This window comes from Roseibium sp. ROS1, assembly GCF_054658215.1.
Genome location: NZ_BAAGIG010000002.1, coordinates 595,258 through 611,912 on the forward strand (window position 1 = coordinate 595,258; position 16,655 = coordinate 611,912).

14 protein-coding genes and 1 tRNA gene are annotated in these 16,655 nt (G+C 57.6%); 8 read left to right on the forward strand and 7 right to left on the reverse strand.

Going from position 1 to position 16,655, the window contains the following annotated elements; genetic code table 11:
- Positions 1-171: 171 nt before the first annotated feature.
- Together ACYQ6M_RS10960 and ACYQ6M_RS10965 are read right to left on the reverse strand one after the other, a co-directional pair.
- The gene (locus ACYQ6M_RS10960) at positions 172-1,206 is read right to left on the reverse strand and encodes a GlxA family transcriptional regulator (protein ID WP_023003882.1); all 1,035 of its coding nucleotides are present in this window, start codon (positions 1,204-1,206) and stop codon (positions 172-174) included.
- Positions 1,207-1,323: 117 nt separating this feature from the next.
- Positions 1,324-2,169 (reverse strand): LysR family transcriptional regulator, encoded by an 846-nt coding sequence (locus tag ACYQ6M_RS10965; protein ID WP_460073777.1) that lies wholly within the window; start codon positions 2,167-2,169, stop codon positions 1,324-1,326.
- A 106-nt stretch (positions 2,170-2,275) separates the two neighbouring features.
- Between ACYQ6M_RS10965 and ACYQ6M_RS10970 the strand changes: the two genes are divergently transcribed.
- From ACYQ6M_RS10970 to ACYQ6M_RS10995, 6 genes are all read left to right on the forward strand, one after another.
- Complete coding sequence (locus ACYQ6M_RS10970) at positions 2,276-2,716, forward strand: hypothetical protein (RefSeq protein WP_460073779.1); 441 nt, start codon at positions 2,276-2,278, stop codon at positions 2,714-2,716.
- A gap of 213 nt (positions 2,717-2,929) precedes the next feature.
- A complete protein-coding gene (locus tag ACYQ6M_RS10975; RefSeq protein ID WP_023003885.1) occupies positions 2,930-3,742 on the forward strand; it encodes a ferredoxin--NADP reductase in 813 nt (270 codons plus the stop codon).
- 244 nt (positions 3,743-3,986) lie between these two features.
- Positions 3,987-4,850: an N-acetylneuraminate synthase family protein gene (locus ACYQ6M_RS10980; protein WP_023003886.1), complete on the forward strand. Its 864-nt coding sequence runs from the start codon at positions 3,987-3,989 to the stop codon at positions 4,848-4,850.
- A gap of 64 nt (positions 4,851-4,914) precedes the next feature.
- Entirely contained in the window at positions 4,915-5,664 is a 750-nt protein-coding gene (locus tag ACYQ6M_RS10985; protein ID WP_460073782.1) for a class I SAM-dependent methyltransferase, read from the forward strand.
- A gap of 31 nt (positions 5,665-5,695) precedes the next feature.
- Entirely contained in the window at positions 5,696-6,877 is a 1,182-nt protein-coding gene (locus tag ACYQ6M_RS10990) for an acylneuraminate cytidylyltransferase (protein WP_055653552.1), read from the forward strand.
- 116 nt (positions 6,878-6,993) lie between these two features.
- Positions 6,994-7,896 (forward strand): class I SAM-dependent methyltransferase, encoded by a 903-nt coding sequence (locus tag ACYQ6M_RS10995; RefSeq protein ID WP_460073784.1) that lies wholly within the window; start codon positions 6,994-6,996, stop codon positions 7,894-7,896.
- Between the two features lie 72 nt (positions 7,897-7,968).
- On the opposite strand, the gene ACYQ6M_RS11000 is transcribed toward ACYQ6M_RS10995, so the two are convergent.
- The 3 genes from ACYQ6M_RS11000 to ACYQ6M_RS11010 all read right to left on the reverse strand — a co-directional run bounded on the left by ACYQ6M_RS11000 (position 7,969) and on the right by ACYQ6M_RS11010 (position 10,703).
- Positions 7,969-9,825, reverse strand: coding sequence for a tetratricopeptide repeat protein (locus ACYQ6M_RS11000; protein WP_460073786.1), 1,857 nt, complete (start codon positions 9,823-9,825; stop codon positions 7,969-7,971).
- 125 nt (positions 9,826-9,950) lie between these two features.
- The gene (locus ACYQ6M_RS11005; protein ID WP_460073788.1) at positions 9,951-10,385 is read right to left on the reverse strand and encodes a hypothetical protein; all 435 of its coding nucleotides are present in this window, start codon (positions 10,383-10,385) and stop codon (positions 9,951-9,953) included.
- Between the two features lie 243 nt (positions 10,386-10,628).
- A tRNA-Val gene (locus tag ACYQ6M_RS11010) sits at positions 10,629-10,703 on the reverse strand.
- Positions 10,704-11,090: 387 nt separating this feature from the next.
- On the opposite strand from ACYQ6M_RS11010, the gene ACYQ6M_RS11015 reads away from it, so the two are divergent.
- On the forward strand, positions 11,091-13,046 hold the full coding sequence (locus ACYQ6M_RS11015; RefSeq protein ID WP_062489093.1) for a DUF4139 domain-containing protein: 1,956 nt from the start codon (positions 11,091-11,093) through the stop codon (positions 13,044-13,046).
- Between the two features lie 18 nt (positions 13,047-13,064).
- Here ACYQ6M_RS11015 and ACYQ6M_RS11020 read toward each other — a convergent pair whose 3' ends face one another.
- Both ACYQ6M_RS11020 and ACYQ6M_RS11025 read right to left on the reverse strand, forming a co-directional pair.
- Positions 13,065-13,727 (reverse strand): HAD hydrolase-like protein, encoded by a 663-nt coding sequence (locus tag ACYQ6M_RS11020; protein ID WP_460073789.1) that lies wholly within the window; start codon positions 13,725-13,727, stop codon positions 13,065-13,067.
- 183 nt (positions 13,728-13,910) lie between these two features.
- On the reverse strand, positions 13,911-15,554 hold the full coding sequence (locus tag ACYQ6M_RS11025) for a methyl-accepting chemotaxis protein (protein WP_460073790.1): 1,644 nt from the start codon (positions 15,552-15,554) through the stop codon (positions 13,911-13,913).
- Between the two features lie 353 nt (positions 15,555-15,907).
- Here ACYQ6M_RS11025 and rpiA point away from each other — a divergent pair, with 353 nt between their 5' ends.
- Positions 15,908-16,600 carry a ribose-5-phosphate isomerase RpiA gene (gene rpiA, locus ACYQ6M_RS11030; RefSeq protein ID WP_023003895.1) on the forward strand — a complete coding sequence of 231 codons (693 nt, stop codon included), beginning with the start codon at positions 15,908-15,910 and terminating at the stop codon, positions 16,598-16,600.
- Positions 16,601-16,655: the final 55 nt, after the last annotated feature.

Genomic DNA, 16,655 nt, shown 5'->3' on the forward strand with positions numbered 1-16,655 from the left:
GAGCCGGGACAGAGGCAACGTTGTGTTCGCTGTCTTCTTCGGCTTGCTTCTCCAGATCTCGGCTCACCGATCACGGATCTTCGCTACTCTACGTCATGGTTGACCATGGCGGGCTACAAAAAAACGCCGCGAAGACCGCGGCGTTCGAGAACTGGTTTTTCAGGCCGCGTCTTACTTGGCAATCAGCCGCATGGGGGTGGCGGTGCCGACCCCGGATGTCGTCTTGGTGTTGGCCCACTGGTAGGACTGACGTTCCTCCGTCGGTGTGCACAAGAAGCGCTCGCGGTAGCATTTGGTGAAATGCGAGGTGGAGGCAAAGCCGCAGGCCAAAGCGACATCCAGCACCGGGCGGCTGGTCCGGCGCAACAGGTCGCGCGCGGTTTCAAGACGCAGGCGCAAGTAGTACTGGCCGGGCGTGCAGTTGAAATGACGCCGGAACAGGCGCTCCAACTGGCGCGGCGACAGGTTGACCGTCATCGCAAGTTGCTGGCAGCTCAGCGGGTCTTCGATATGCAAATCCATGATCCGGATCGCGTCGAGGATCTTGGCATTCGAAATGCCGGTCCGGGCCTCGATGTCATGGCGCTGCGCAGATTCGCCGGAGCGCATGTTCTGGTAGAGCGCGACTTCGGCAACTTCATGGGCAAGATAGGCACCATGCTGGATCGCGATCAGGCGCAGCATCATGTCGAGCGACGCCATGCCGCCGGCACAGGTGATGCAGTTGCGGTCGATCGCAAAGATATCGGACGTTACTTCGACATCCGGAAATTCTTCCCGCAGGGATCTCAGGTTTTCCCAATGGATGGTGCAGCGGCGACCGTCGAGAAGATGATACCGGGCAAGCAGATAGGCACCGGTGCAGATGGCGCCAAAGGTGCGGCCCATTGCGTTCAGACGGCGCAGCTTGTTACCGAGTTCCGTGTCCAGCGGCAGGCGCTCGACGTCGATGCCGGTGCACAAAAGTGTAATGTCGGCATCGTGCAGGTCGCGAATAGATTTTTTGACCGCGACTTCGCAGCCGTTGCTCGCCGTGACGGGATTCCCGTCAAGCGAATAAGTTGTCCATTGGTAGTACTCTCTTCCCAAAAGGCGATTTGCTATTCTGACAGGTTCGATAACGCTGGCGAAAGCGTTCATGGAAAATCGCTCCATGAGCACGAATGCTATCTTCTGGCCTGATTCATCGTGCGCGCGTCCGGACATTTACTGTGCCTCTATGGAAGGTATTATTGCCATTTGTCTTTGGCTTTCAGCAAGTTTTGCAGTTTGTATTTATCTGTCAAATAAAAAACGCTTACAGACCTGATATTCTCGTAAATGTCACAAACGAATTAGCAACGTTGCCCAGCCCGTCATCCAGGTGCGGAACATTTCATCGGCAAATGCTGTCTTTTTCACCGCGATGCCGACGCTGCGCCGCTCCAGGCCTTCATGGTCGAGCGGAACGCCAGTCAAAGTATCCTTCATCTTCAAATGGCCGGCAGGAAGGATGGCAGCGCCAAAGCCCAATCCGGCCAATTCCAGTACCTGCTGATCGTTGACCGCTTCAGCTGAAACGTTCAACGGCAGGCCCGCCAGGGCGAATTCAGCCAGCAGGGCATCATAATTCGGGCAATACCTGCGGGAGATCAGGGAAACGGACTGAAGGTCGTTCATGGAAATCCTGTTGCGCCCGGCCAGCGGATGAGACCTTGCAACGGCAAGTACATAAGGCTCGCTGTAGAGTTCCCGGTACTTGTGGCTCTTGGGGGAGCAGGCCTTGTCGACCAGAGAAAGTTCCGCGTCCGCCGCTGCCTGCTCGAAACGCATCTCCAGTGTCGGATAAGTGGTGCGCAGGGCATGGAACGCCCCCTGAAACGCGGGAAGCAGAATATCGGGCGCCGTATAGAGGCTCAGGCGAAGCGGGGGTTCTTTCAGGAAGCGGTTCTCGGCCTCTCCGACAGCCCGCAGGATAGACTGGGCATGGTGATACAAATCGCGACCAGCCGGTGTCGGGCGTAACCCGGTGCGGGAACGGACAAACAGCGACGTTCCAATTGCGTCTTCAAGTTTCTGCAAGGCCTGGGACAAGGACGGTTGGGAAATGCCGTGTCCCGTCGCTGCCGCGCTGATCGTTCCCAATTCGAAGGCGCTGACGAAATAGCGAAGCGGGGTCACTTCAAGCATAGGAATTGCCTATATTAACGATAGAAACCATAGGAGTGTACTGCGAAACAAGCTGAGGGCACAACTCGGGCGGTCAATTGCAACGCCATACCGAAGGAACTCCCGAATGAATTCCGCAATACCCCTGTCTCCGTCAGAAACCTTTCCGCTGCCTCGAACCGAACCGATCGCCATTCATCGTGTGCTTGATCTGTTTGAAAAAGGGTCACCGGAACTCTTCGGCGAACTGTCGGAACAACTGGACTTCCGTATCGACCACTACCGCGATGAAACCGACGTTGCCTGGCAGGTGGCCTCCGGGCTGGAGGAAATGGCTGGTGTCCTGCAGCGCCTTGCACAGGACGTTTTTCCGAAGGGAACACATATTTTCGCTCTCGCCTCCCAGGCATTGGGGCAGGGATGGTTCCTGACCCGTTTCGAGCAAAGGTTCTTCTATCCTGTCAGGAACTGCGAATGCGAAAGCATCACCTATATCCTCAGCCACGAAGACAACGGAAAGCTCGATTTCTTTCGGGAAACCGTGACGACAATTGAAGAAAGACGCTGACGTGTAATGCGGGTGGCGTGGCCGTCCGGCATCGCCGGATGGCCTGTCAGGAAAGGCCTGCGAACGCCTGCAGGCCGGAATCTTGAACATTTTTAGAATGATTTTTTTGAACTAAGTGCGTTTAGTGGATAGCAGTTGCTTCAAGTCAAGGCTGGACTAATGCTACATGAGGCACAATCTAATACGAGCGCTGACAAACGGACCAAGATTGACATGAACGTACTTGCCAAACCCGCCGACCTCGAAGCTGCCGCCCCGGCTGGCGCTTTCGTCGAGGAAGTGAAATCCGTCCAGCATTACACGGACCGCCTGTTCCGCTTTCGCATGACACGCCCGGCGAGCTTCCGCTTCCGGTCCGGGGAATTCGTGATGATCGGTCTGATGATCGACGGCAAGCCGCTCTATCGCGCTTATTCCATCGCCAGCCCGGCATGGGACGAAGAGCTCGAGTTCTTCTCCATCAAGGTTCCGGACGGCCCGCTGACGTCTCATCTTCAGAAGATCCAGCCGGGTGATGCCGTGCTGATGAAGAAGAAGCCGACCGGCACGCTGGTGAACGATGCGCTCATCCCCGGCAAGCGCGTCTACATGTTCTCCACCGGAACCGGCATCGCACCGTTTGCGAGCCTGATCCGTGACCCGGACACCTACGAAAAATTCGACCAGGTGATCCTGACCCATACCTGCCGTGAAGTTTCGGAGCTGAAATACGGCGAGGACCTTGTGCAGGAAACCATCAACGATCCGCTGATCGGTGAGTTCGCAAAGGACAAGCTGGTCCACTACACCTCCGTGACTCGTGAAGACTTTCCGCGTCAGGGCCGTATCACCGATCTGATCAAGTCCGGCAAACTGTTTGAAGACCTCGGCGTACCGCCGCTCGATCCCGCCGTTGACCGCGGCATGATCTGCGGTTCCATGGACATGTTGAAGGACACCAAGGCGCTTCTGGAAGAAGCAGGCCTCACCGAAGGTGCAAACAACAAGCCGGCAGAGTTCGTTGTCGAGCGTGCGTTTGTCGGCTGAGTCGGCAACGGCTTAATCTGTTATTAATGCTTAGATCTTTGGCCGGGGGCGCGTGTTTAACACGTGCCCCCGCGGCTTTATTAATGATCTATTTTGGGTTTTCCAAAGAAAGCAGGGTCGATACACCCTAATATGGGGTTCGCGGGTGGACAGACATTGCCTGCAGTGGCAAGAATCTGTCTTAAAAATGGCAAGTCAGCAGGGCCACTTGAACGCTGCAGGCCAAACATCAAGGTACTGAGCCATGATCTCCGACAGTCGAACCTATGTGATTGCCGAAATCGGTATCAACCATAATGGCGATATCGACCAGGCCCTCGAAATGATCCGCAAGTCGAAGGAGGCCGGGTGCGACGCAGTCAAGTTTCAAAAGCGTACGATCGACGTCGTCTATTCCGCTGAAGAGCTGGCGCGTCCCCGTGAAAACGTCTTCGGCGCGACGAACGGTGATCTGAAGCGCGGTCTGGAATTCGGCAAGGCCGACTACGACCGCATCGACAAGCTGTCGAAGGAACTGGGCATCGACTGGTTTGCCTCGCCATGGGACGAAGGCTCCGTCGATTTCCTGCTGGACTACGACACGCCCTATATCAAGGTCGCTTCCGCGATGGTGACCGATCGGGATTTCCTGGAGTATTGCGCTCGCAGTGGCCGGCCCTTGCTGGTTTCCACCGGCATGAGCGACATGGCTATGGTGAAGAGCTTCGTTGACGTGATCGAGCGCTCCGGCGGCGAGATCGCCTGCCTGTACCACTGCACGTCCACCTATCCGACGCGCGATGACGAGATCAATCTGCTCGGCATTTCGACCCTGAAGGACGCTTTCCCTCATCTGAAGATCGGTTTTTCCGGTCACGAAGAAGGTATCCTGCCAAGCGTCTGTGCCGCCGCTCTTGGGGCGTGTTCCATTGAACGGCATGTCACGCTGGATCGCTCGGACTGGGGGTCCGACCAGAAGGCGTCGCTTGAAATGCCGGAAGTCGCTGAGCTGGTTTCGCAGGTGCGCCGGGTGGAAGTGGTCCGGGGTGACGGGGTTCTGCGCTTCTATGAAGACGAGAAGCCGATTGCGGAAAAGCTTCGCCGGAAAGTCACGCTGCAGGCGGCGTGAGACAATTGAGGTATTGGTGGGCTGACCGGAACCGGTCGGCTCTTTTTTTGTTCAAGAGCCATTTATGTCCATCATTGACCGCTGCCTGAATCTTATCCGGGGGGAGAGCTATTATGTGGCTTATCCAGCGCGGCCGCTCCCGCAGGACTATTGGGAAGCAAAGACGGATCCGGACGGCAAGGTCAGGGACATTGAAGCCGAGCGTGATCAGCGCAAGGAAGATGTTCGCTATATCGCGGACTACGTCAACGCACGGTCGCCGGGACGAGTGCTTGATATCGGCTTCGGCCTTGGCGAACTGCTTGAGCAGCTCACGGGCAAGAACGAGTGTTTCGGCCTGGATCCTTCCGAGAAGGCGGTAGAGGTCGCTCGCCAATGGTGTTCGGCCGAGCTTCGGCACGGTGTTCTGGAGAAGGGGACGTTTCCTTCAAGCACGTTCGATGTGGTGACCGCCAACCATGTCATCGAGCATGTCGACGACCCGATCCCCTTTGTTGAAACCATCTTCGAGATCCTGAAACCGGGTGGTGACTTCATTTGTGGCACGCCGAATTTCGCTTCAGCGGCCGCCCGGGTCTACGGTGATCGTTTCCGGTTGCTGCATGACCCAACTCATGTGAGCCTGTTCTCTGACGATTCTCTTGTCAGGCTGCTGCGTGACACGGGATTCCGCATCGAAATGGTCGAATATCCCTATTTCGGAACGCGTTTTGCCACGCGCGAAACGTTCGACAGCATGGTACGGGCCGACGCGGATGTGTCGCCGGCGTTCTGGGGATCTTTCGTAACCGTGTTCGCGCGCAAACCAGAGTGACTCCAGCTTCCCCGAGGTGGTTGAGCAGAAAATGAAAATAGTAGCGGCCATTCCTGCCAGAGGCGGTTCCGTCGGTCTTCCGGGCAAAAACATCCGGCCCTTGAACGGCATTCCGCTTGTCGGCCGGACCGTGCGTGCTGCACGCGGGTCGCGTTTCGTGTCCGAAGTATTCGTTTCGAGCGATTCAGCGGAAATTCTGACAGTCGGTGAGAAATACGGAGCAAAATCCGTTTTGCGCCCGACCGAACTTTCCGGACCGACCGCGAGCTCGGAATCCGCGTTGATCCATCTTCTGCAGAACGAGCCAAGCCTTGTCAGCGAACCGCCGGACATTCTGGTTTTCCTGCAGTGCACGGCCCCTTTCACGCAGGCGCATCATGTTGACCATGTTGTGGAAGCGCTGCTGGCCAAGAATGCGACCAGCGCGATCTCGGTGGTCGATGACCATGGCTTCTACTGGGAAGTCGGCCCCAGCGGCGAAGGCGTCGGTCTCAACCATGATCCGAGCAAACAACGCGTTCGCCGGCAGGATATCTCTGCAAGATACAGGGAAAACGGTGCCGTCTACGCCATGCGTGTTCCCGAATTCCTGGAAGCGGGCAACCGTTACTGCGGAAAGACGATCCTGGTTCCGGTGGATTCGACCTGGATCGAGATCGATACTTCGCAGGACTGGGACATGGCCGAGGCTTTCATCCGGTCAGAACCCTTCACCGGCTTCCTGACCGAGACTGAGACCCAGCCCTTGCGGGCGGTTGTGACCGCCTTTGCCGGTGTGCACACGGACAATACGGTTTTCGTCAATCGAGACGGCACGGAGTCAATCGTCTGCAACCGGTATGATGAAATCGGTCTCGACCGTCTGCTTGGCCGCGGCATGATGTTGCTGATGCTGGATCGGGAAGAGGACAGTCTCGCTGTCCAGCGCGCCCGCAAGCTTGCCATGGATTACAAGCATCATCTGTTCGACAAGATGGAAACCCTTTCGGACTGGCGCACCAAAAAGGGGCTGGAGTGGTCGGAGATTGCCTATATCGGCGCAGACATTGCGGATCTCGACTGCATGAAGGCTTGCGGTCTGAGCATCGCGCCGCGCAATGCGCCTGCTGAAGTGAAGGCAACGGCAACGGTGGTTCTGGAAAGTGCCGGCGGTGCCGGTGTGCTGAATGAAGTCTCCGAGCTGCTGATTGCACGGGGCATGATTGCCAACTGACAGGACCGTCATCACTCCAGGTGGTGACATGGAAGAATTTGGGTTCGGGGATCGCGATACGTGCAATTTGCAAACGTCTTCGCTCCCCGGGCACCTTGCGACTGAGAAGGTGAAATATGGCCGTAGACCCACTGCAAAAGAACGTTTCGGTGTTCGATACGCTGCAGCAGCTCGGCCTTGCGTCCCTTGAAACCCAGAGTGTTTTTGCACCCCGGACCCGCGACAAGGAGGGGTTGACCGTCTATCGCGACACGGTTTCAGGTGTTGTCTATATCAATGATTACTATGTTGGTGACGAGACCTACGAAGGCGCTGAACACCGCAAGGATGACTTCTACAAGCGCATCGACTGGGACTATGAATACCAGCAGGATCAGTACCGGCGTCTGGATGCCTACAAGCAGTTTTATACAGGCAAGACGGTCACCGAGTTTGGATGCTGGAAGGGGCTTTTCCTGAGAGAGGCAGCCAGTCGTGGTGCCGATGTCACGGGGATCGAGCTGCACAGGGGCTACATCGAGGCGCTGGTTGCCGATGGCTATCGCTGCGTGGACAATCCAAACCAGATCTCTCCGTCATCGCAGGATGCGGTCTTTGCCTTTCATGTGCTGGAGCATCTTCCCGATCCGCTTTCAACCTTGCGAGACTTGCGCGCACTGCTGACGGACACCGGAACACTCGTTGTCGAGGTTCCGCATGCTTCCGATTTCCTGCTGTCCAATCTTCAGAACGAAGCTTTCAAGAATTTCACCCTCTGGAGCCAGCACCTTATTCTCCACACCCGCGAAAGCCTGAGGCGCCTGCTTGTCGCTGCCGGCTTTGCGGATGTTGTGATTGAAGGGGTGCAGCGGTATCCGCTTTCCAACCATCTCGGCTGGCTTGCCAACGGCAAGCCCGGTGGCCACAAGTCAAGCCTGTCCGCATTGGAAACACCGGAACTCAGGTCGGCGTACGAGGCCGCGCTCCGCAAGATCGACGCGACCGATACGCTTGTTGCGATTGCCAGAAAGGCTCGCTAAGGCGGGGCGGTCAGTTCAACAATTGTTCGCACTGCTTTGCCGCAGGTTCACTGGCAGCGCCTGCAAAGCTTTCTACAGGCCCAGCCGTTCGTTCCGTTTGCCAGGATAACCGGCTGCCAGTTCTTCACGCATGACCTGAATGACCTGCGGTACCATCTCCACCGTCGGATGCGTCTCGTCGATGTAGATGTACTTCATGCTTGGATACCAGGGAGGATTGGCCTGGCCGAGCAACAGGGCGGGTTCCACCGGGCCGAAGCGCACGCAGGGAACGCCAAGAATGCCCGCCATGTCTGCAACACTGGTGTTTGCCGAAACCACAACATCGCAAATGGCGGTCAGGTCAGCGGCCGCCATCAGGTCGTTGAAGAGATCGACGTCCGGGAAATAGGTGAACTTTCCTTCCGAGCGGGCCACCAGGAAGTCGAGCTCCTTTTGCAGGGCCATGTACTGAAGATTGACGTAGATCGCGTCTTCAGCATCAAGGATCGGCGCAAAATCAGGCGCGGACAAGTAATAGCGCGCGCGGTATTTTTCCAGGTTCCGTGAGCGCCAGGAGACGCCGATAATCGGTTTCTTGTCGGCGTCCGGCAGCCTGCCGAGATATTCGCGGGCCTTTTCCTGGTTGAATTTGTAAACCGGGTAGGGGGCGTTCTTGAAGCTCTCGAAATCCCGCCGGAAATAGCGCGCTAGATCGACCATGTTGGCCGTTATGTCGTAATCCGCATCCTCCGGGGACTGGTCGTCCTTTGGTGTGCCGGGCCTGACAAGGATCTCCGGAAACGAATTCTGGAAGAAGGGAACGGACTTAGCCGACACTTCGAGAATGAGCTTTTTCGCTCGCGCCTGGATATCGAGAAACATCGTGCCGCACTTGAGCGCGTCACCAAGCCCCTGGTCGCCCCAAAGCAGCACCGTCTTGTCCGAGATATCCTCGCCTTCCCATTCCGGCTTTGGAAACTCCCGTCGTTGGGAGGTTGCTTTCTTGTCTTCAAAGCGGGCGGCGTGAATGTCCCAACCCGTTTCGAGGTTGCCCATCGACAGATAGGCGAGCGACAGGTTCCAGTCGAGGCCGGAAATCACGCCGCCAGGCGCTTCTTCCTTTGCCTTCTGCAGAATGTCGATACTGTCCTGTCCGCGCCCGAGCATCAGGTAGTGAACCCCGAGCGTGACCTTGCAGTGATAGTTGCCCGGCGTGCCTCTGACGGCCTCTTCAGCGTATTTCAAGCCCTCGTGTGCCCTGGAGATCGAGAACAGGACGCGGGCCTTTTCATGGAGCAGGAGCGGGTTGTCCTTGAAGCGCTCCAGGGCCTTGTCGATCGCCTCGAGCGATGCGTCGAACTGTTTCAGTTCAAGGCGGCAACGGGCCTGTTCGATGCAGTTCTCGACGTTGTCCGGTGCGAGTATTTCCGCGCGTTTGAAGAAGGTAAGCGCTTCCTCGAAACGGTTGTTCTTGCGCAGAAGCAGGCCATAGTTCGTATAAACTTCGCCGTGGTTCGGATTGGAGACAAGCAGGCTCTTGAAGATCGCCTCCGCTTCTTCAACCCGTTGCAGTCCGGTCAGCGCGATGGCCTTGATGTTGAGTGCCTCGCGCTCCTTCGGGTTGAGCGACAGAGCTTTTTCCGAAACGGCGAGCATGCTTTCCGAATCCGTTCCGATGTCCATCATCGCTCGGGCGAGGTTGGCATAGAACGACGCCTGGTTCGGGTTCTGGGCAATCGCCTTCTGGATGTATTCAACGGCCTTTTTGGGAGATCCCAATTGCCTATAGGTCACGCCTAGCAGATTGAGCGCATCCGGATTGGTCGGCGCCTTTTTCAATACCAACTTGTAGCACCGCTGCGCTTTTTCAATCTCTCCGGACTGGTGATAGGACAGCCCCTTGACGAGCTTTTCGCGTAAAGGATTTGGAGCGGTTTGCGTGGCCATCTTCTATCTGCTCTTCGGGAATCACTTGAAGAACAATAGCAGGAAGGGGTCTCAAAGGCAGGCCGACAAGCCAAACTGTCCGGATTACCTTGGGGATTGAACCTGAATTTCTTACTTGAAAGAGCTTACTGCCGGCGGAACTGCTGTGACTGGAATTGCTGGCGTTGGTATTGTTGCGGTTGCCCCCGCTGCGGCCGGTAGTCTTCGCGCTGGTATTGCTGGCGCTGATAGTAGGACCTGTTTTGCGGCAGGCCCAGCCGGCGTTGTCTTTCCAGTTGCAAAAGGCGAACTCTTTCTTCGCGCAATTGCTGAACGCGCTGCGCTTCTTCCAGTTCACGCCTTTCCTGTGCCAGTCGTTGTCGCTCAAGCTCCAGAATCAACATCTGCTGCTGCAGAAGCGATTGATTGAGTCGCTGTTGCTCGTCAGTGAGCAGGGGGGCAGACGGCAGTTGGACGTTTTGCGAGGACTGCGCGCGAGCGACTGTTGCGGGCGCAAGGACCGCAAACAACAGGAAAAGTGCCGCAGCTTTTTTGGTCGCGGAGCGAAACATGTCATCCATGCCCAGTGCCGGAGCCAGGGCTTTGCTGGCGGGCAACACGAAACCGGATCACTTCCGGTACGCCCGATCATCAGGATCCGCTCAACGGAACGGATCTGACCAATATACACGCTCACCTTTTGCAGGGCTGGTTTTCAGGAAAATTTGCCCAGATTTCTGGCAAGAGTTGCAATTGTGGTGAATCGGATCACGGCAAAGTAGTGAAAATTGCGGCAACCGGATCTGGAGGTAATCAAAGGAAAATGGTGGGCGATACTGGGATTGAACCAGTGACCCCTCCCGTGTGAAGGGAGTGCTCTCCCGCTGAGCTAATCGCCCATGCCTTGGCGGCTGGTGGCGCGTATCTAGGGCAAATCAACGGCTTGCGCAACACCCTTTTTCTGGAGCCGACGTCTGTTGCTGGGGCTCATCGGTTCTAGCCAATTGCTTTTTGTACTGATGCCACGGAAAAAGGTGACCCGCTGTCCCGGGCGAAAATATTTGTCGTCTGATCGGCAATGTCTGGAAAATCGGGGGTGCCGTAATATGGGGCGGTTTCCTGTCGGCGCGGTCTTCCGTTTGGTGAGGTATTCATCGAGCGGTCGGATCCGAAAGGGTGTCGTATCGCGTGACAGATTATGTCAGGAGCCGTTATCAGTCTTCGCGAAAAGGCCGTATTTAAAGCAGACGATCGTTTCCGCTGACTGTTTTTTGGAGTGTTTTTAAATGATTGCACGCGTTTCTTCTCTCGCGCTCGTGGGTCTTTTCCTGCCTGCCGGGGCGTTTGGCGCCGACAATGGGCCCATTACCAGCATCACGCTGTCTTCGGGTGGTCTCGCCGAAGTGGTGCGCAAGGCGGATATTGACAGCAGCGGCCTTATCAACATGACGGTCCCGCTCGAACAGGTGAACGATGTGCTGAAGAGCATTGTCGTGTTCGACGAGGCAGGCGTTGTCGAGGGCATTACTCTTCCCGGCCCGAACCCTCTGGCGGAAACCTTCAAGAACCTGCCGTTCACCGTTGAGGACCTGCAGTCGCCCGCACGCCTTCTGGCAAAACTGCAGGGAACCCGCGTGCGTCTGGAAAAGGCCGGGTCTACGGTCGAGGGTCTCGTTCTCGGCGTGTCGGTGCAGGATGACGGCGACAGGGGGCAGTCCTTTGTCATTTCGGTTCTCAGTGATGGTCGTATCACCGGTGTCGGCCTGTCCGCAGATACCGAAGTCACGTTTCTCGATGAAGACATTCAGCAGAAGGTTGCCAAGGCCTTGTCGGCCGTTGGCAACGGCAAATCGGACGGCGCGCGAACCGTTGCCTTGAAAGTGGCAGGCGAGGGCGAACGCGAAGTCGCGGTTTCCTATGTCGTGCCGGCGCCCATCTGGAAGACGGCTTACCGCGTGGTGACGATGGCCGATGACAAGGCCCGGCTGCAGGCCTGGGCCGTGCTTGAAAACGCCAGCGGCGAGGACTGGGACGATGTCAGGATAACCCTGTCCTCCGGCGCACCGGTAACGCTGAAACAGCGGCTCCACGATCTTTACTGGAAGCAACGGCAGGAAGTGCCGGTGGATGTGTCCAGCGGCTACGTGCCTCCTGTCGACATGGGGGCGGAACCGCAGTTTGATGTTGCCGAGAGCGAGGCCCGCATGCCGGGCGCGGCGCGTTCCAGCTTCATTGGCTCGGCGGTTGCGCCGGAAATGGTTCTCAACATGGCCGCCGCCAATGTCGGCGAGGTGAGCGAAGGCGCGGTCACCGCGTCCTTCACAATTCCATGGCCTGTCGACCTTGAAAGCGGGGAAACCCTGTCGGCACCGATCGTCGACAAGGTCGTGTCCGCCGAGACGGTTTCCGTATTCCAGCCTGAAAGCGGCCTGCAGCATCCCATTGCTGCAATCCTGATAAAGAACGAGACCGAAACCAGTCTGCCGCAGGGCATCCTGACGGTTTATGACGAAAAGGAAGGGTATGTCGGCGACGCGCAGATCAGCGGCATGCCTTCGGGCGAAAGCCGCATGGCAAGCTTTGCGACCGACAAGAAGGTCAGGATTGCACAGTCAACATCTGCCGACAGCCAGATCGTCTCGATCAAGGTCAATGACGGGGTTCTGAACGCGATGGTGCGCGAGCGATCCTCGACGCAATACGCGATCAAGGGAGCCCCGGACGGTGACCGCACGATCGTCATCGAGCATGCCAAACGTCCCGGGTGGCAGTTTTCCTCCGAGCAGGAATTGGACAGCACCGCAACGCACCACCGTTTGAAGGTGGAAGTGCCAGCGGGAACAACGGAAACGGTTTCCGCCCTGCAGGAGCGGACCTTGTCGGAGACCTATTCACTGATCTCCACCGATGCGAACCAGCTGCTTTATCTCTCCAGGCGCTCGCCGGACAAGGAAACCGCTGCAAAGCTGAAGGAACTGTCGGAGCTGCAGAACGAGATCGCCCAGATCGAGCGCCAGATCCAGCGCTTGCGGCTGGAAAAGGATGAGGAGAGCCGGGACCAGGAACGCCACCGGGCCAACCTGGCGGCTCTTGAGCCGGGTGCCGATCTCTACAAGCGTGCCGCCCGCAAGCTGGAGGAAAGCGAAACCCGGATCGAGGATGTCGATACGGAAATTGCGGCACTATCCGTGCGCCGGGAAGAAATCCGTGAAACCCTGGGCGATGCCATCAGGACATTCTGATGTCTGACAGGACCAGCCTCAGGACTTGAGCGAAGCGATTGCACCAGCCAGCTCGTCGAAATGCGAAATGACCCGGTCCGGGGAAAGTTCCCGGACCGGCACGACCGTGTAGCCGAAATCGACCGCGATGACCGGAATGCCGGCGTTACGGGCGGCATCGATGTCGGTGCCGCTGTCACCGATCATGATGGAACCGCCGATTTCTCCACCCGCCCGGTGGATGGCACCATGCACGGGTTCGGCATGCGGCTTTGCCACGGAAAACGTATCGCCGCCGACGACGGCGTCGAAATGCCTGGCGAGATCGAGTGTAGCCAACAGCGGATGCGTCAGCCGCTCGGCCTTGTTGGTGCAGACCGCCAGTTTCCATCCGTCTTTTCGGAAGTTTTCCAGCGCCGCGACAACGCCGTCGAACGGTTTGGTGTGAACCGCGATGTTGGCGGCATAATGCTCCAGAAAATGCACATAGAGCGGCGCCACGGTTTCATCGGTCCAGGAAATGCCGTTGAATTCCAGGCCGCGCTGAATCAGCACCTTTGCACCCAGGCCAACCATGTTGGCGACGTTGTCCTGGGGAATGGCCGAATGCCCTGCGGAGGTCATGACGACGTTCAAGGTGGCGACGAGATCTTCCATGGACGACACCAGCGTGCCATCCAGATCGAAAACCAGAACGGACATGTGACCCTCTGAAATGCAGGAGCGGGACAGCAAGAACGCTTCATGCTGAAAGGCATGATTGCGGGCAGTTGAACCGGCCCCGGAATGTGGAAAAGGCCTGCATTCACCCGAACGCAGGCCACCTTCAATGCCTAGCTGCATAGCCGCTCCGCCGCAAGAGCGGATCGGCTCCGCCGGATTGTTCTAGAGTTTGTACGCGGTCCGGAAGCCGCCCCAGTGACGGCCCTGAACGATGATCGGCGCGTCGATCTCCTTCATCCAGACGATATTGCCGCCGCCCATGTCCCGGGCATAGGACTGGATCAGGAAGGGGCGCGTGTTGCGCGCCGCGCTGAGGCCGGCCCGGTCATCGAAGATGCGCTTGTTGCGGCAGTTGGCCGTGTTCCAGGCAACATCATCCGGTTTTTGCGGTTTCGAGTAGATCAGATTGTGTACCGGCAGATAGCCATTGCGATCGACCGAGGCGCAAAAGGCCATACCCTTGCATTTGCCGAGGATTTCTTCCTGGATCGTTGGCAGGATCTTTTCCAGATGAGCCAACGCGCGCGTCGACACCTGCGGCGGGTTGGTGCCGGCTATGTGCTGGTAATTGGTATCGAACAGGTCGTCCATGGTCAGCTGACGCTGCGCGATGAGTTCTTCCATCGCGTTGGATATACGTGAAGCCCCTGTCTGGACGCGTTCCACTTCGGCAGCGTGGCTTTCATGAATGGATGCGATCTTGCGCTCCAGGGCCGCCTGAAACCCGGCATCCTTGTTGACGAAGCAACCGTGGCAACCATGTTCGGAGACGGCGACGATGCGGACTTCCACCTGGCCGATCCCGGTGAGATCAAGACGGGCATTCATGCCCTGTTTCAGGCTGGAGCCACCTTCGGGCCGGAACAGCGTGCCGCCTTCCGAAATGTCGTGGGTCTCGATCTGTGCGGATGTTCCGCCTGCTGTCACCGATCCGGAAATCTTGATCGGCAATCGGTCGTGCTGACGACGATCGCCGATTTCGGTCTGCCGGATCATCATGGTGAAGCGGAACTGCAGCGCTTTGGAAGCCGTGCTCATTTCCGCACCGGTTTCGCGCGCCAGCATGCCACCTTCTTCTGCTGCCGCAGCAGACTCCGTAATTGTCTGCGCGGTGCGCAGCACTTCCTGAACGAAGTCCGCCGTCTGCTGCGCCTGGTCACCGATCCGGTTCGTTGTCTCAACCTGGGTCTGAACCGCATCTTCGACCGCGGCAAAGCTGGGCCGTATCCTGCCGATAACATCGATGATCTGGTTGACCGAGCCGAGGCTGAGTTCCGCTGACTGGTTGAGGCGGTCGATGTTGGCGACGATCTGTTCCGTTGCCGACTGCGTTTCCACCGACAACGCCTTCACCTCGCTCGCGACAACGGAAAAGCCACGGCCGGCTTCGCCTGCGCGGGCAGCCTCGATGGTGGCGTTCAGGGCCAGCAGGTTGGTTTGCTTGGCAATGTCCGAAATCAGGCTGACGACATTGGCAATGTCATCGATCGCGTTCTTGAGCTCCAGAACACCCTGGTTGACCTGGGCCGCGACGTCGCGGGCCTCTTGCGCCAACTGGTTGGACACACCGACCTGCTGTCCGATTTCGCTGCTGGAGGTGGTGAGATCCTGAATGGACGTGGCCAGTCCCGAAGCGTTCTCATTGGCAACGGCCGATTGGTCCGCAAGCGACTGACTGTCGCTGCGGATGGTCTCCAGCTTGTCCATCTGACTGACGAGCCGGTCCTGCACCTTCTCCGCCGCGGCGTTGATGGTCTTGGCCGCGACTTGCAGATCGTCTTCCAGGCTGTCCAGTACGAAGCTCATCTGGCTGGCCGCCAGCTGCGCTTCCGGCTGGTTTCCGGAAGTATTGTCAGTTTCCTCAGGGGCAGGTATCTTGTTGTTTAAATTATTGTATTCGTCTTTCTGCCTTGGTCTAAGTCGAAGAATGTTCATTTGATTCTGTGCTTTCCAAACCCTAGACAATTGAAAGCATTATCTATTGTTGGTCTGAAATGATGGTTAATAAACCGCGGATATGGGCGCTATGGCGGTGTTTCCCCGTTGAAGAGGGGGAATGTCACTGGACCGGCGGACGCCGGCCATGTTAAGCACCCGGCGGCCGGATGGAGATGATTGCTTGGTCTTCTCCGCCGACAGGTTGGCCCTAGGAATGGTAAATGAGCGACCAGTACAAGAAACTGGCGGCGGAGCGCGCTGCCGACGATGTCACATCCGGAATGCGTCTTGGAATTGGGACCGGTTCGACCGCGGAATTCTTCGTCCATGCACTTGCCCGTCGGGTACAGGATGGCCTGGACGTTATCGGTGTGCCGACTTCGGAGCGCACGCGAGAACTGGCGTCGAGCCTCGGCATTCGCCTGACCACGCTTGATGAATTGCCGGAACTTGATCTGACCGTCGATGGCGCCGATGAACTGGACCCCCATCTGTCGCTCATCAAGGGCGGTGGAGGAGCCTTGCTGCGCGAGAAGATCGTGGCATCAGCGTCGGCCAACATGATCGTCATTGCAGACGGCAGCAAGGAAGTTGCGACGCTTGGCCGCTTTCCCCTGCCGATCGAAGTCGTTCCCTTCGGTCTGGAAGCAACGCGGCGCGCGATCCTGAAAGTGTTTGGGGATCTTGGACTGCCGTTGAACATGGCTTTGCGCGGCGGATCGGCTCAGCCTTTCGTCACGGATGGAGGTCACTTCATCCTGGATGCGCAGCTTGAAAGCATACCCGAGGTCCAGACCCTGGGCGACCGGCTGGTTGCCATCCCGGGGGTTGTCGAACACGGCCTCTTCATTGAACTTGCAACAAAAGCTTACGTGGCCGGCACAGATGGGGTAAAGACCGTCTTGCCCATCTAAGTGGTGTGGATTTGGCTTTCCAGACTAAAGATGAAAGCCGCCTAGGAGTAGAAAA